This window comes from Streptomyces sp. NPDC002032, assembly GCF_042890765.1.
Taxonomy (GTDB): Bacteria; Actinomycetota; Actinomycetes; order Streptomycetales; family Streptomycetaceae; genus Streptomyces.
This window is the reverse complement of sequence record NZ_JBIASM010000009.1, coordinates 91978-106481: the sequence shown is the minus strand read 5'-3', so window position 1 is coordinate 106481 and position 14504 is coordinate 91978. Positions and strand designations below refer to the sequence as shown.

At 73.5% G+C, this 14504-nt stretch carries 11 protein-coding genes; 9 read left to right on the top strand and 2 right to left on the bottom strand.

Annotated features, from left to right (window positions below):
• Positions 1-5: 5 nt before the first annotated feature.
• The 9 genes from ACFYYT_RS21725 (at position 6) to ACFYYT_RS21685 (ending at position 11428) form a co-directional block, all read left to right on the top strand.
• Positions 6-2495: a xanthine dehydrogenase family protein molybdopterin-binding subunit gene (locus tag ACFYYT_RS21725; protein WP_351827119.1), complete on the top strand. Its 2490-nt coding sequence runs from the start codon at positions 6-8 to the stop codon at positions 2493-2495.
• The gene (locus ACFYYT_RS21720; RefSeq protein WP_351827118.1) at positions 2492-3313 is read left to right on the top strand and encodes an FAD binding domain-containing protein; all 822 of its coding nucleotides are present in this window, start codon (positions 2492-2494) and stop codon (positions 3311-3313) included. Before ACFYYT_RS21725 ends, ACFYYT_RS21720 begins: the two co-directional genes overlap by 4 nt.
• Positions 3314-3351: 38 nt before the next feature.
• Positions 3352-4644, top strand: coding sequence for an MFS transporter (locus tag ACFYYT_RS21715; protein ID WP_351827115.1), 1293 nt, complete (start codon positions 3352-3354; stop codon positions 4642-4644).
• Positions 4641-6143, top strand: a complete 1503-nt coding sequence (locus tag ACFYYT_RS21710) for an ATP-binding protein (RefSeq protein WP_351827112.1) — start codon at positions 4641-4643, stop codon at positions 6141-6143. Before ACFYYT_RS21715 ends, ACFYYT_RS21710 begins: the two co-directional genes overlap by 4 nt.
• Before the next feature lie 109 nt (positions 6144-6252).
• On the top strand, positions 6253-6594 hold the full coding sequence (locus ACFYYT_RS21705; RefSeq protein WP_351827110.1) for a nuclear transport factor 2 family protein: 342 nt from the start codon (positions 6253-6255) through the stop codon (positions 6592-6594).
• A gap of 91 nt (positions 6595-6685) precedes the next feature.
• Complete coding sequence (locus ACFYYT_RS21700; RefSeq protein ID WP_351827104.1) at positions 6686-7330, top strand: TMEM175 family protein; 645 nt, start codon at positions 6686-6688, stop codon at positions 7328-7330.
• Between the two features lie 73 nt (positions 7331-7403).
• A complete protein-coding gene (locus ACFYYT_RS21695; protein WP_351827101.1) occupies positions 7404-8699 on the top strand; it encodes a transposase in 1296 nt (431 codons plus the stop codon).
• Positions 8699-9838 carry an XdhC family protein gene (locus tag ACFYYT_RS21690; RefSeq protein WP_385315423.1) on the top strand — a complete coding sequence of 380 codons (1140 nt, stop codon included), beginning with the start codon at positions 8699-8701 and terminating at the stop codon, positions 9836-9838. Before ACFYYT_RS21695 ends, ACFYYT_RS21690 begins: the two co-directional genes overlap by 1 nt.
• 147 nt (positions 9839-9985) lie before the next feature.
• Positions 9986-11428: a GuaB1 family IMP dehydrogenase-related protein gene (locus ACFYYT_RS21685; protein WP_351831524.1), complete on the top strand. Its 1443-nt coding sequence runs from the start codon at positions 9986-9988 to the stop codon at positions 11426-11428.
• Here ACFYYT_RS21685 and ACFYYT_RS21680 read toward each other — a convergent pair.
• Together ACFYYT_RS21680 and ACFYYT_RS21675 are read right to left on the bottom strand one after the other, a co-directional pair.
• Positions 11425-12741 (bottom strand): histidine kinase, encoded by a 1317-nt coding sequence (locus ACFYYT_RS21680; protein ID WP_351831522.1) that lies wholly within the window; start codon positions 12739-12741, stop codon positions 11425-11427. The two genes, ACFYYT_RS21685 and ACFYYT_RS21680, sit on opposite strands and share 4 nt — an antisense overlap.
• Positions 12738-14465 (bottom strand): cation acetate symporter, encoded by a 1728-nt coding sequence (locus ACFYYT_RS21675; protein ID WP_351831519.1) that lies wholly within the window; start codon positions 14463-14465, stop codon positions 12738-12740. Before ACFYYT_RS21675 ends, ACFYYT_RS21680 begins: the two co-directional genes overlap by 4 nt.
• Positions 14466-14504 lie beyond the last annotated feature (39 nt).

Here is a 14504-nt window from a genome sequence, read left to right as displayed (position 1 = left end):
GGACGATGACCGCAGTGACGGGGGAGACCGCCGTGACCGGCGGGGCCGCGACCGTGGACACCGCCGCACCGGCGCAGGCCGCGCCGGGTGAGGCGCCGCCCGCGCCGGGCGCCGTACCCGAGGAGCACACCGTCCTCGGCACACCGATGGACGCCCGCGAGGACCCGCAGCTGCTGCGCGGCGAGGCCACGTACGTGGCGGACATCGACCTGCCGGGCACCGCGCACATGGCCATCCTGGGCAGCCCGGTGGCCCATGCCAGGATCCTCGGCATCGAGACCAAGGGCGCCGAGCAGATGCCGGGCGTCCTGAAGGTGGCCACCGCCGCCGACTTCACCGACGTGATGCCGCTGCCCTGCATCTGGATCCCCGGCGGGGTCGAGAGCCACTTCCCGCCCCACCCCTACGGACTGCCCGGCTCCCGCACCGTGCTGAGCGGCGACACCGTCCGGCACGTCGGCGACCCGGTCGCCGTGGTCGTCGCCGAGACCCCGCGCCAGGCCGCCGCCGCGCTCGCCGCCATCCACGTCGAGTACGAGCCGCTGCCCGTGGTCACCCGCGCCGACGACGCCCTCGCCGAAGGCGCGCCCCAGCTCCACGAGGCCGTCCCCGGGAACCTGAACGCGTACTGGACCTGCGGCGACAAGGACCGCACCGACGCGGCCATCGCCGCCGCCGAGGTGACGGTGGAGCTGGACCTCGTCAACCAGCGCACCATCAACAGCCCCATCGAGCCGCGCGGCGCGGTCGGCGACTACAACGCGGCCACCGACGAGTACACCCTCTACGCCTCCACCCAGGGCCCGCACAACCACCGCTTCCTGCTCGCCGGGCTGGTCCTCGGCATCCCCTTCAACAAGCTCCGGGTGATCGCCCCCACCGTCGGCGGGAGCTTCGGCACCAAGGGCTACCTCTACCCCGACATGGCGCTGGTCCTGCTCCTGTCGAAGGCGCTGCGCCGTCCGGTGAAATGGGTGGACACCCGCACCGGACTGATGAACTCCACGGTCCAGGGCCGCGACCACCGCCAGCACGTCACCCTCGCCGGCACCCGCGACGGCCGCATCACCGCCGTGCGCTGCACCAGCTACGCCAACCTCGGCGCCTACCCCTCCACCATCGGCCCCGGCGTCGCCACCGCCCTGATGGGCCGCTCCATCAGCGGCATGTACGACATCGACGCCGCCTTCTGCGAGGTCTACGCCGCCTTCACCAACACCGTCTCGCTCGGCGCCCAGCGCGGCAGCGGGCGCGCCGAGGCCGCCTTCCTGATGGAACGCCTCGTCGACCGCTACGCCTCGGAGATCGGCATGGACCCGGCGGCGGTGCGGCGCATGAACCTCGTGCCGAAGGAGAAGTTCCCGTACGACAACGGTCTGGGCTGGACCTACGACTCCGGGAACTACCAGCTGAACTTCGACAAGGCCATCGCCCTGTCCGACTACGCCGGGATGCCCGCCCGCAAGGCCGAGGCCCGCGCCCGCGGCAAGCGGCTCGGCGTCGGCATCGCCACCTACGTCGCGATCTGCGGGGTCGGACCCTCCACCCGGATGTCCAAGGAGGGCATGCTCGGCGGCACCTGGGAGAGCGCGAACATCCGCGTCCACCCCACCGGCGAGGTCACCGTCACCGTCGGCTCCGCCTCCACCGGCCAGAGCCACCACACGGTCTTCGCGATGGTCGCCGCCGACGAGCTCGGCATCGACCCGGCCCAGGTCCAGGTCTTCGAGGCCGACACCCAGAAGGCCCCGTACGGGCAGGGCACCTACGGCTCCCGCTCCTACAGCATGGCCGCGCCCGCCATCGCGCTGACCGCCCGCAAGATCAAGGCCAAGCTCGTCAAGGCGGGAGCCGTCTTCCTGGACGTCCCCGAGGAGAAGGTCGTCTACCGGGACGGCGCGGTCCACGAGGACGGCAACCCGCAGAACACCAAGACCTTCGCCGAGCTGGCCATGGCCATGTGGTACGGCTGGGGACTGCCCCCGGAGATCGAGCCGGCCCTCGACGAGACCACCCACTTCGACCCGCCGGACTTCAACTACCCCTTCGGCACGCACGTCGCGGTCGTCGAGGTCGACGAACTGACCGGCGAGACCGAGGTGGTGGCCTACACCGCCGTCGACGACGCCGGGAACATCGGCAACCCGAAGATCGTCCACGGCCAGATCGAGGGCAGCATCGTGCACGGCCTCGGCCAGGCCCTGATGGAAGCCGCCGAGTACGACGAGAACGGGCTCCTGATCAGCTCCGACCTGAACCACTACGCCCTGCCGCGCGCCGCCGACGTGCCCTTCTTCGCCCTCGACAAGACCGTCACGCCCTCCCCGCACAACCCGCTCGGCGCCAAGGGGGCCGGCGAGATCGCCACCGTGCCGCCCGCCGCCGCCGTGGTCAACGCCGTCGTCGACGCCCTCTCCGACCTGGGCGTCCGGCACATCGACATGCCGCTGACCCCCGAGAAGGTCTGGCGCCGCCTCCAGGGAGAGACGCAGTGATCCTCACCGAGTTCGACTACGTCCGGCCCGCCGGGCTCGACGAGGCCCTGGACCTGCTCGCCGCCCCCGGCGCCCGGGTGCTGGCCGGCGGCCAGAGCCTGCTGCCCGGCCTGCGCACCGGCGCCGAGACGGCCCGCCTGCTGGTCGACGTACGGCACCTGGCGGAGCTGCGGGGCATCGCGTCCGACGGGGGGACCCTGCGGATCGGCGCCCTGACCACCCTCGCCGAACTCGCCGCGCACCCCCTGGTACGGGCCGGGGCGCCCGAACTCGCCGCGGCGGCCCGCGCCAACGGCGACCCCCAGGTGCGCAACCTCGGCACCACCGGCGGCAACCTGGCCGTCACGGGCCGGCCCACCGACCTCCCGGTCGCCGCCGTCGCCGCCGACGCGGTGGTGGAGCTGGCCGGCCCCGGCGGACGCACCCGGATGGCGGCCGAGGCGTTCGCCGCAGCCGGCCCGCCCGCCGGATCGGTGCTCACCGCCCTGCTGGTGCCCGACGCGGGCCCGGCCGCGGCCTTCGAGAAGGCCGCCGACCGGGCCACCCGCTACCCGCTGTGCGCCGCCGCCGTACGCCTCACCGCCGACGGGCCGCGGATCGCCGTCACCGGAGCCACCCCCCGAGCCCTGCGCCTGCGCGGGGTCGAGGACCGGCTGCGCGGCGGCCCGTACACCACCGAGGCGGTGCTCGCGGCCTTCCGCGCCGAGCCCCGGGAGCTGTTCGTCCCCGGGCGCGGCACCTCGGCCGAGTACCTCGGCCACCTCGCGGGGGTACTCACCGCCCGCGCGCTGGCCGGGGCGGCCCGGACCAGCACCTGAGCGCCCACCGGGCACCAGGAGGAGGGGAGTTGACGCAGATGGCCGAACCGACCGAGACGACGCCCGCGGGAGACGCCGTGCACCCCGCGGGCCACCACCGGGCCGCCGCCCGTCCGGCCGCCGCCCGCGCGGCCGGTCCCGTCAGACCGTCCGGCTTCTGGGTGGTGGGCGCGGTCCTCGTCCTGCTGATGCTCTCCTCCTCCGTGCCCTCCGCCCTCTACGTGCTCTACCAGCAGGAATGGGGCCTGTCCCCGGGGAACGTCACGGTGGTCTTCGCCGTCTACGCCGTCACCGTGCTCGCCGGACTCCTCCTGTTCGGGTCCCTCTCGGACAGCCTGGGCCGCCGGCCCGTGCTCGGCGCCGCACTGGTCCTGGCGATCGTCTCCATGGGCCTGTTCGCCGGGGCCCGGGGGCTCGGCCTGCTGCTCGCCGCCCGCGCCGTCCAGGGCCTGGCGGTGGGCCTGGCCACCGGGGCGATGGGCGCCGCCCTGCTCGAACTCAGCCCGCGCTCGCGGCCCGCGCTCGGCGCCCAGGTCAACAGCGCGGGACCGACCATCGGCATCGGCCTCGGCGGGCTCGGCGCCGGACTCCTCGTCCAGTACGCCCCCGCGCCCACCGTGCTCAGCTACCTGCTGCTGGTCGGGGCCTTCGCGCTCACCCTGATCGGCGTCGCGCGGATGGACGAGAGCGCTCCCGGGGCGGGCGGCCGGCTGCGGGTGGTGCCGCGCCGGATCCGGGTGCCGGCCGCCGCGCGCGGCCGCTTCGCCGTACTCGTCACGACCATCGTCGCCGTATGGACCGTCGGCGGCTTCTACCTCTCCCTCGGCCCCCACCTGGCCCTGTCCCTGCTCCACACCACCAACTACCTCGCCGGCGGGGCCACGGTGGCCCTGCTCGCGGGCGCCGCCACCGCCGCCCAGCTGCTGCTGGGCCGCACCGAACCGCTGCGCACCGCCGTGCTGGGCCTGCTCGGGCTGCTCGCCGGACTCGCCCTCGTGCTGCTCGCGCTGGGACTGGGCTCGGCGGCCGTCTTCCTCGTCGCCACCGCCGTCCTCGGCAGCGGCTGGGGCGCCGCCTTCCTGGGCTCCTTCCGGGCGCTGAGCTCGCTCGCCGAGCCCGCGCACCGCGGCGAACTGACCGCCGCGGTCTACGTGTTCGCGTACCTCGCCATGAGCGTTCCGGCGGTCCTCGCCGGACTGCTGACCGACATCCACGGCCTGCAGCGCACTTCGGTCGGCTTCATGGCCGCCGTCGCCGGAGTGTGCGCGCTGGCCCTGTTCACGACCCTGCGGCTGGCCGCGCGCACCAGGGCGGAAGGGAGCACGGCGTGAGCGCCGCCGCGACGCACGGCAGGGAAGAGAAGGAACTGCGGGACGCCCTGTACGGGCTGGAGATCTTCGCCGGGCTCACCGAGGACCAGCTGGACTGGCTCGTCTCGGTGTCCGAGCCGCGGGTCCTCGCCGACGGGGAGGTCCTCTTCCGCGACGGGGAGGAGGCCGGGTGCTTCCACGTCCTGCTCTCCGGCGGGCTCGTCGTCACCAAGGTCGTCGACGGCCGCGAGGAGGTCCTGACCCGCCACTCCACAGAGCAGGACGGCGGCGCCGCCGAGGAACACGACGGCAAGCCGTCGGCAGCCCACCGCTTCACCGGCGAGCTGCCCCTGCTCACGGACGGCTCGTACGTGGCCACCGCGGCCGCGAGCGGCCCCGCCACCACCGTCGTCGCCTATCCGAAGCCGGTCTTCTTCGAGATGCTGACCCGCTGCCACGGGGTGGCGGCCGTCCTCCTTCCCGTGCTGGCCTGGCGGATCAAGTCCTCCGAGGTGCAGGCCCGCAAACGGGCCACCGTCGAAGCGCTCGGCACCCTCGCCGCCGGGCTCGCGCACGAGCTGAACAACCCGGCGGCCGCCGTGGCCCGCGCCGCGCAGGAACTGCTCCCCGCCCTGGAACGGCTGACCGGCACCGCCTACGCGTGGGGCGCGGCCGCCACGGCCGCGGAGCGTACGGTCATGGACCGGATCGCGGTGGAACTGGACGAGCTCCCGCCGCCCGACACCACCGACCCGCTCGCCCAGGCGGACGCCGAGGAGGAGATCGCCGACTGGGCCGAGGAGGCGGGCGCCGAACGCCCCGGGCTGCTCGGCTCCGGGGCCGCCGACCTCGGGCTGGAGCCGCACTGGCTGCCGGAGCGGCTGGCCGGGGTCGCCACGGCCTCCCTGCCCGCCGCCCTGGACCACCTCGGGGCGCTGCTGGAGGCCCGCTCGCTGGCCGCCGAGCTGCGCGCGGCGGGCCCCAGGATCTCCCAGCTGGTCGCCGCCACCCGGGACTACGCCAACCTCGACCGGGCTCCGGAACAGCGCTTCGCGGTCGCCGAGGGCCTGGAGAACACCCTGGTCGTGCTGCGCGCCAAACTCGCCGGAATCACCATCGTCCGCGCCTATGACCCCGGCCTGCCCGAGCTCACCGGCTACCCGGGGGAGCTGAACCAGGTGTGGACCAACCTGGTCGACAACGCGGCCGAGGCCATGGAGGGCGCGGGCACGCTCACCCTGCGGGTCCGCGCCGAGGGCGTCTGCATGGTCGTGGAGGTCGGCGACACCGGGCGGGGCATTCCCGAGGACGTGCTGCCCCGCATCTTCGAACCCTTCTACACCACCAAGGACGTGGGGAAGGGCACGGGCCTGGGGCTGCACCTCAGCTACCGGATCGTGACCCAGCGCCACCACGGGTCGATCACGGCCCGCTCCCGTCCGGGCGAGACCCGGATGGTGGTCCGGCTGCCCCTCGCGCCGGCCCCGCCGGCCCCGCCGGCCCCGGCCACCACCGGCTGAACCCGCGCCGGCCGCACCCGCGTCCGAACCGTCACCCGCCGGAGCGGCGCGGCGGCGGTCCGGACGTCAGCACGGCACCACCCGTCACCCCAGGAAGAGGAGTCGAATCATGGCCAAGTACGACATCGCCACGCTGCACCCGGTGTTCGTCCGCCAGATGGAGGCGCTGGCCGCCCTGGACATCGAGGCGGTGATGAAGAACTACACGGACGACGCCGTCCTGCTGCGCTTCGAGGGCGCCTCGGTGGGCATCGAGGCAGTTCGCGAGACGTTCACCGGCTATCTCACGGTGAAGCCCACGCTGGTCGAACTCCAGGAGTACATCGAGACCGAGGACACCATCTTCTACCGGGCGATCATGAACCTGAACGGCGAGCCGGAGCACGCGTTCGGGACACTTGTCGTCCGCGATGGCCGAATCTGGCGCCAGACCGCCGGATTCGGCGGCTGAGGCCCCTTTCCTGGGTAGCGTGTGCGGGGAGGGCGGGGCATACGCTCTCCCCGCACACGTGAATGATTCGGTGAAGGGGAGGCCGGGGGCGATGGAGCAGGAAACCAACCGGGTGGAGGCGTTCAGCGACGGCGTATTCGCCATCGTGATCACCATTCTGGTATTGGAGTTAAAGGTTCCGGATGAGGGCGGAACGGCGCTGTGGCACGGCCTGTGGGAACAATGGCCGCACTACGCCGCCTATCTGGTGAGTTTCCTCATCATCGGCGTGATGTGGGTGAACCACCACACGATCTTCAGTCACCTCAAGCGGGTCGACCGGCCGCTGTTGTTCCTGAATCTTCTGGTGCTGATGGTGGTATCGGTGATTCCGTATACGACCAACGTCCTCGCCGAGCACCTTACGGACGAGGATTCGGCCAACGTGGCCGCCATCCTCTACAGTGCGTGGACCGTCGTGTACGCTCTCGCCTTCTTGGGATTCTGGTGGTACGTCACCCAGGTCGGTCACCTCTTCCACGAAAAGGTGGACAAGGAGGGGGCCCGGGCCACCCGGATGCGGTTCGGACTGGGTGCGGTCGCCTACCCCTTGACCGTCGTCCTGTCCTTCTTCTCGGCACCTCTCACTCTCGTCGCACACTTTGTTATCGCGCTCTACTATGCGGCGAACCAGATCCCCATCCCGCTCGTGGTAGAGGAAGAGCGGCTCGAATCTGCCAGCGACCTCAGGAAGTAGCCGCTTGGGCCTACGGCCGTTCTCCGCGGTCAAGTAGGGTAACGGATCTAGTCTGGTCGCGGGGGAGGCCCAGATGGCTCGCGCAGTCCTGCCGGAGGAATCCGCCAAGGAAATCTCCGATTTGATCGATGCGCTGATCTCGCTTTTCTTCGAATCATTACCCCGGCGGGACCAGCGAAACTGGGCCCGCGTTTACCTGAACGGCCTCGTGCGGACCACCGGGAAGAAAACGATCCGTAACATCGCCGGAACGGGGGCCAGTTCCGTCGAACAGAGCCTCCAGCAGTTCATCAGCAAGTCACCGTGGGACTGGACCCCCGTCCGCCGGTCCCTCGCCCAGCACCTGGAACGCACGGCCCAGCGCCCCCTCGCCTGGGTCGTGCAGCCCATGGTCATAGAGAAGGCCGGCGACCGCTCCGTCGGAGTCGGCCGCCAGTTCGTCCCCCAGCTCGGCCGCACCGCCAACTGCCAGCAGGCGGGCGGGATCTGGCTCGCCTCCAGCGACGCCAGCTTCCCCGTCGAATGGACCCTCACCCTCCCCGGGCCCTGGACCAGCGAACTGCTGCACCGGCGGCGGGCCGGCATCCCCGACACCGCACGCTCCCAGACCCCCGCCCAGGACGCCGTACACGCCGTCCAGCGGATGGCCGCGACCTGGCAGCTCCAGCGCCGCCCGGTCGTCATGGAGGTCTCCAACCCCGACCTCCCCCAGACCATCGAAGCCTTCGCCCTCCACGACATCCCCTTCGTCCTCAAGGTCGACGGCTCCCTGCCCGTCTCCTTCGGCGGTGCGGGCCGTCACAAGCCCGGGCCGCACACCGCGCCCGCCCGCGAGCTGATCGACTCGCTGCGCTCCCAGCGCCGGGTCGTCGAATGGACCCGGCACGGCCGCGCCGAGGGAGCGGTGACCCTGCTCACCTCGGCGCCCATCCTCGCCACCGCCGGCGAGGACCGGGCCGCCGCCGCCCCGCCCTCCGGGCTGCTGCTGGTCGGCGCCTGGACCGAAGCGGCCCTGCTGCCCTCCGAGTTCTGGATCACCAACATCGCCGACCGGCCCCTCGCCCAGCTCTTCCTGCTGGCCAAGCTCACCGACCGGGTCTCCCTGGACTTCGCCGAGACCTGCGAACCCGTCGGCATCCGCGATTTCGAGGGCCGCTCCTTCCGCGGCTGGCACCATCACGCCACCCTCGCCAGCGTCGCCCACGCCGCCCGGCTGCTGGCCGCCGGCGGCCGCCACCCCGACCCCGTGGCCCTGGCCGCCGCCGCCCCCGCCCGCTACCCGGGCACCCCCGGCGGCAGACCGCCCGCCGTCCTGCCCCCGAGACCGCTCATCCCCGGGCAGTCCCCGCACCGCGAATTCATCCGCTGATGCTCGACATCGCCGGGGGCCTGCGGGCCTGGTGCGCCGAGCGCCGTGAGTTCGCGCTCGCCACCGTCGTCGCCGTCAGCGGCAGCGCGCCGCGCGGACCGGGCGCCTCACTGGCCGTGGACGCCGGGGGCACCGCGCTCGGCTCCCTCTCCGGCGGCTGCGTCGAGTCCGCCGTGCACGAGCTCTGCCTGGAGGCCATCGCCTCCGGCCAAGGTGGCGTGCACCGCTTCGGCTACAGCGACGACGACGCCTTCGCGGTGGGGCTGACCTGCGGCGGGATCCTGGACGTGCTGGTCACCCCGGTGCGCGGACAGGACCCCGTCCGGCCCGTGATCGGCTCCGTGCTCGACGCCGCCGCCGGCGGGACCCGCGCCGCGCTCGCCCGCGTGGTCAGCGGCCCGCCCGGGCAGCTCGGGGGCGCCCTGGCCGTCCACGCCGACGGCAGCTACGTGGGAGGCCTGAGCGGCGGCGCGGCCCTGGACCGGGCCGCCGCCGACCGGGTCCGCGCCCTGCTCCAGGCCGGGCGCACCGGCACCGCCGAGCTCGGCACCGCCGGCGGACTGTGCGGGCAGCCGCTGACGCTGCTCGTGGAATCCGCCGCCGAACCGCCCCGGCTGATCGTCTACGGGGCCATCGACTTCGCCTCCGCCCTGGCCCGGATGGGCGCCTTCCTCGGACACCGGGTCACCGTCTGCGACGCCCGGCCCGTCTTCGCGACTCCCCAGCGCTTCCCGGGCGCCGACGAGGTGATCGTGGACTGGCCGCACCGCCACCTGGCCGCCGAACACGCCGCCGGACGCCTGGACACCCGTACGGCCGTATGCGTCCTGACCCACGACGCCAAGTTCGACGTACCCGTCCTCGCGCTGGCCCTGCGGCTCCCGCTGGCCTACGTCGGCGCCATGGGCTCGCGCCGCACCCACGCCGACCGGCTGGCCCGGCTGCGGGCCGAGGGGGTGACCGAGGCCGGCCTGGCCCGGCTCAGATCGCCCATCGGCCTCGACCTGGGCGGACGCACCCCCGAGGAGACCGCCCTGGCCATCGCCGCCGAGTTCACCGCCGTCCGCCACGCCGCCCCCGCCACCCCCCTCACCGGCGGATCCCTCCCCCTGCACGGCCGCGGGACCAAGGTCCCGTAGGAACCGACCAACCGGACCGGTGCGTCCTGGACGATCGCCCCGGGCGGTGTGAGCCCCGGGGCATGGGAGAATGAAGTACGTGCGTTTCCTCGGCTGACCCCGTCAGCCACCAGAAGGAATCCTTCGATCGACTGGGATGTTCAGCACGTGCGTTTCCTCAATGACCTGAAGCCGCCGTACGACCTGACGTACGACGATGTGTTCATGGTGCCGAGCCGCTCCGCGGTCGGCTCCCGCCAGGCCGTCGACCTCTCCTCTCCCGACGGGACCGGCACCACCATTCCCCTCGTCGTGGCGAACATGACCGCCATCGCGGGCCGCCGGATGGCGGAGACCGTGGCCCGCCGCGGTGGAATCGTCGTCATCCCCCAGGACATTCCGATCGAGGTCGTCACCGACGTCATCTCCTGGGTCAAGACCCGCCACCTCGTGCTCGACACCCCGATCACGCTGGCGCCCACCCAGACCGTCGCCGACGCGCTCTCCCTGCTGCCCAAGCGGGCCCACGGCGCCGGTGTCGTCGTCGACGGCGAGGGCCGCCCCGTCGGCGTCGTCACCGACCACGACCTGACCGGCGTGGACCGCTTCACGCAGCTCTCCGAGGTCATGTCGAAGGAGCTGCTGCTCATCGACGCCGACATCGACCCCCGCGACGCCTTCAACCAGCTCGACGCGGGCCACCGCAAGCTGGCCCCCGCCGTCGACGGGGACGGCCGGCTCGTCGGCATCCTCACCCGCAAGGCCGCCCTGCGCGCGACCCTCTACACCCCGGCCACCGACGCCAACGGCAAGCTGCGCATCGCCGCGGCCGTCGGCATCAACGGCGACTTCGTCGCCAAGGCCAAGCAGCTGCTCGACGCGGGCGTCGACACGCTGGTCATCGACACGGCCCACGGCCACCAGGAATCGATGATCAACGCGATCAAGGCCGTCCGCGCCCTGGACCCGCAGGTCCCGATCGTCGCGGGCAACATCGTCGCCGCCGAGGGCGTCAAGGACCTCATCGAGGCCGGCGCCGACATCATCAAGGTCGGCGTGGGCCCCGGCGCCATGTGCACCACCCGCATGATGACCGGCGTCGGCCGGCCGCAGTTCTCCGCGGTGCTGGAGTGCGCCGCCGAGGCCAAGAAGTACGGCAAGCACGTCTGGGCCGACGGCGGCGTCCGCCACCCGCGCGACGTGGCCATGGCGCTGGCCGCCGGTGCGTCCAACGTCATGATCGGCTCCTGGTTCGCCGGGACGTACGAGTCCCCGGGCGACCTCCAGCAGTCCGCCGACGGGCGCTTCTACAAGGAGTCCTTCGGCATGGCCTCCGCCCGCGCGGTGCGCAACCGCACCTCGGAGGAGTCGGCCTACGACCGCGCCCGCAAGGCGCTGTTCGAGGAGGGCATCTCCACCTCGCGGATGTTCCTCGACCCGGCCCGCCCGGGCGTCGAGGACCTGATCGACTCGATCATCGCCGGTGTCCGCTCCTCCTGCACCTACGCCGGTGCCGGCTCCCTCGCGGAGTTCGAGGAGAACGCCGTCGTCGGCATCCAGTCCGCGGCCGGCTACGCCGAGGGCAAGCCGCTGCACGCCAGCTGGAGCTAGGCCGTCTCTGGGGACACCCCCTGATCCCCTTCGCGGTGGCCCCGGCCCGTCCCCTCCGGACGGCCGGGGCCACCGGCGTGTCCGGGCGGGGCGGCGCCCGCCGGGGGCGAGGTGTGCACGCCCGCGCGGTACTTGGGGATCCGGACCGTGATCTTCATGCCCGCGCCGACGGCCGTTTCCATGACCAGCCCGTACTCGTCCCCGTAGACCTGCCGCATCCGCTCGTCGACGTTCGGCAGCCCGATGCCCGAGGAGGCCCCCGGCCGCTCCCCGGCCAGGATCCGCCGCAGCAGCGCCGGATCCATGCCGACGCCGTTGTCCTCGATGGTCAGCACCGCCTCCGCGCCCGCGTCCCGGGCGGCGATCGTGATCCGGCACTCCTCGGTGGAGTCCTCCACCCCGTGCTTCACCGCGTTCTCCACCAGCGGCTGGAGGCACAGGAACGGCAGCGCCACCGCCAGCACCTCCGGCGCCACCTGCAAGGTGACCTTCAGCCGGTCCCCGAACCGGGCTCCGGCCAGCGCCAGGTACTGCTCGATCGAACGCAACTCCTCCGCCAGGGTGGTGAATTCACCGTGCCGGCGGAAGGAGTACCGGGTGAAGTCCGCGAACTCCAGCAGCAGCTCCCGCGCCCGCTCCGGATCGGTCCGCACGAACGAGGCGATCGCGGCGAGGGAGTTGAAGATGAAGTGCGGGGAGATCTGCGCCCGCAGCGCCTTGATCTCGGCCTCCATCAGCCGGGTCCGCGCCCGGTCCAGTTCCGACAGCTCCAGCTGGACGGAGACCCAGCGCGCCACCTCCGTCGCCGCCCGCACCAGCACCGCCGACTCTCGCGACCCGTAGGCGACCAGCGCCCCCAGCAGCCCGTCCTCACCCGTCAGCGGGGCGAACACCGCCCACTTCAACGGGCAGCCGGGCCGCGGGCACTCCGTGCGCACGCTCAGGCTGCGGCCCGACTGCAGCATCAGCGCCACCCGGGCCATCGCCCGGCGCTGATGGTGGTCGGCGCCCGGCCCGTCCCAGGCCAGCACCGCCTCCCGGTCGGTCAGGCACAGCGCCTCCGTGCCCAGCAGCGAGCGCAGCCGTCGGGCGGCCTTGCGCGCGGCGTCCTCGGTGAGGCCCGCCCGCAGCGGGGGAGCGGCCAGCGAAGCCGTGTGCAGGGTGTGGAAGGTGGCCCGCTCCACCGGGGTGCCCAGGTCCGGCCCGGCGGACCGCTCCCCGCCTCCGGCGTGCCACCGGCCCGCCGCCCAGCCCAGCCCCAGCAGCAGGGCCGCGCCCGTCAGGGCCAGCACCGCGAGCGCCGCCCCGGTCACCGCGCGCCCCCCGGCGCCCGCTCCCCGCTGACGTCCTCGGGCAGGTGCAGCCGGGCCAGCGCGGCGGCCGTCCCCGCCGGGATCCGGGACCGGGTCGCCAGCGACACCCCCGCCATGGTGAGGAAGCCCAGCGGCACCGACCACACCGCGGGCCAGGCCAGCAGCGCGTGCGCCCAGCCCTGCGGCACCACCCCCACCCGGGTGGCCAGCACCGCGCCCAGCGCCGCCCCGCCCCCGGTCAGCAGCCCGGCCACCGCGCCGGGCGGGGTCAGCCCGCGCCACCAGATGCCGAGCACCAGCAGGGGGCAGAAGGAGGACGCCGATACGGCGAAGGCCAGCCCGACCGCGTCGGCGACCGGCACCTCGGTGGCCACCGCCCCGCCGGCCAGCGGCACCGCCATCGCCACCACCACCGCGAGCCTGAACGTCCCCACCCCGCGCCGGGGCAGCACGTCCTGGTGCAGCACCCCGGCCACCGCCATGGTCAGCCCCGAGGCCGTCGACAGGAACGCCGCGAAGGCGCCCCCGGCCAGCAGCGCCCCGAGCAGGTCCCCGAGCCGGCCGCCCAGCATCCGCTCCGGCAGCACCAGCACCGCCGCGTCCGCGTCCCCGGTCAGCGCCAGCTCGGGCGCGTAGATCCGGCCGAGGGCTCCGTACACCTGCGGCAGCAGGTAGAACACCCCGAGCAGGCCCAGCACGACCAGGGTGGTGCGCCGGGCGGCCCGGCCGTTGGGGCTGGTGTAGAAGCGCACCGCCACGTGCGGCAGGCCCATCGTGCCGAGGAAGGTGGCCAGGATCAGCCCGTACGTGGCGTACAGCCGGTGCTCGCCCCCGGACAGCGGCCGCGACCAGCCCGGCGCGTCCGGGCCGGGGCCCGCGTGCGCGTCCGGGACCAGGCTGCCGGGGGCGAACTCCAGCCGGGTGCCGCCCGCCACGGCGTGCCGGCCGGACTCCAGGGACAGCGGTACGCCCGCGTACGGGACCCCGTCGACCCGGCCCGTCACGCGCACGGTCAGCGGGGCGTCCAGGCTGAGCCGTACGTCCTCGCCCAGGGTGACGGCGGTGTGCTCGCGGAAGACGGCCGGCGCGTCGAAGGAGGCGCGGGGCGAGCCGTCCCCGGCCCAGGCGGCGATCAGGAAGAAGGCGGGCACCAGCAGGGCGGTGAGCTTCAGCCAGTACTGGAAGGCCTGGACGAAGGTGATGCTGCGCATGCCGCCTGCCGCCACGGCCGCGGTGACCACGAAGGCCACCACCACCCCGCCCACCCAGTGCGGGGCCCCGGTCAGCACCTCCAGCGTCAGCCCGGCCCCCTGCAACTGCGGCAGCAGGTACAGCCAGCCCACCCCCAGCACGAACAGCACCGCGATCCGCCGCACCGCCCGCGACTGGAGCCGGTCCTCCGCGAAGTCCGGCAGCGTGTACGCGCCCGAGCGCCGCAGCGGGGCCGCGACCAGCACCAGCAGCACCAGGTACCCGGCCGTGTAGCCGACCGGGTACCAGAGCATCTCCGGCCCCTGGAGCAGCACCAGCCCCGCCACCCCCAGGAAGGAGGCCGCGGAGAGGTACTCCCCGCTGATGGCGGCCGCGTTGAGCCGGGGGCCCACGGTGCGGGAGGCGACGTAGAAGTCGGAGGTGGTCCGCGATATCCGCAGGCCGAGCGCCCCGACCAGGACCGTGACCAGGACGACGGCGGTGACCGCGGTCAGCGCGTACGTCTGGTTCAACAGGGCTTCCTTCGCCGGGGGGAGCGGGGTCCTGGGAGT

Excerpts from the sequence above, each read along its gene's own strand:
- ACFYYT_RS21705 (WP_351827110.1), top strand. The coding sequence starts at position 6,253 with ATGGCCAAGTACGACATCGCCACGCTGCACCCGGTGTTCGTCCGCCAG.
- ACFYYT_RS21715 (WP_351827115.1), top strand. The coding sequence starts at position 3,352 with ATGGCCGAACCGACCGAGACGACGCCCGCGGGAGACGCCGTGCACCCC.
- ACFYYT_RS21690 (WP_385315423.1), top strand. The coding sequence starts at position 8,699 with ATGCTCGACATCGCCGGGGGCCTGCGGGCCTGGTGCGCCGAGCGCCGT.
- ACFYYT_RS21700 (WP_351827104.1), top strand. The coding sequence starts at position 6,686 with ATGGAGCAGGAAACCAACCGGGTGGAGGCGTTCAGCGACGGCGTATTC.
- ACFYYT_RS21725 (WP_351827119.1), top strand. The coding sequence starts at position 6 with ATGACCGCAGTGACGGGGGAGACCGCCGTGACCGGCGGGGCCGCGACC.
- ACFYYT_RS21695 (WP_351827101.1), top strand. The coding sequence starts at position 7,404 with ATGGCTCGCGCAGTCCTGCCGGAGGAATCCGCCAAGGAAATCTCCGAT.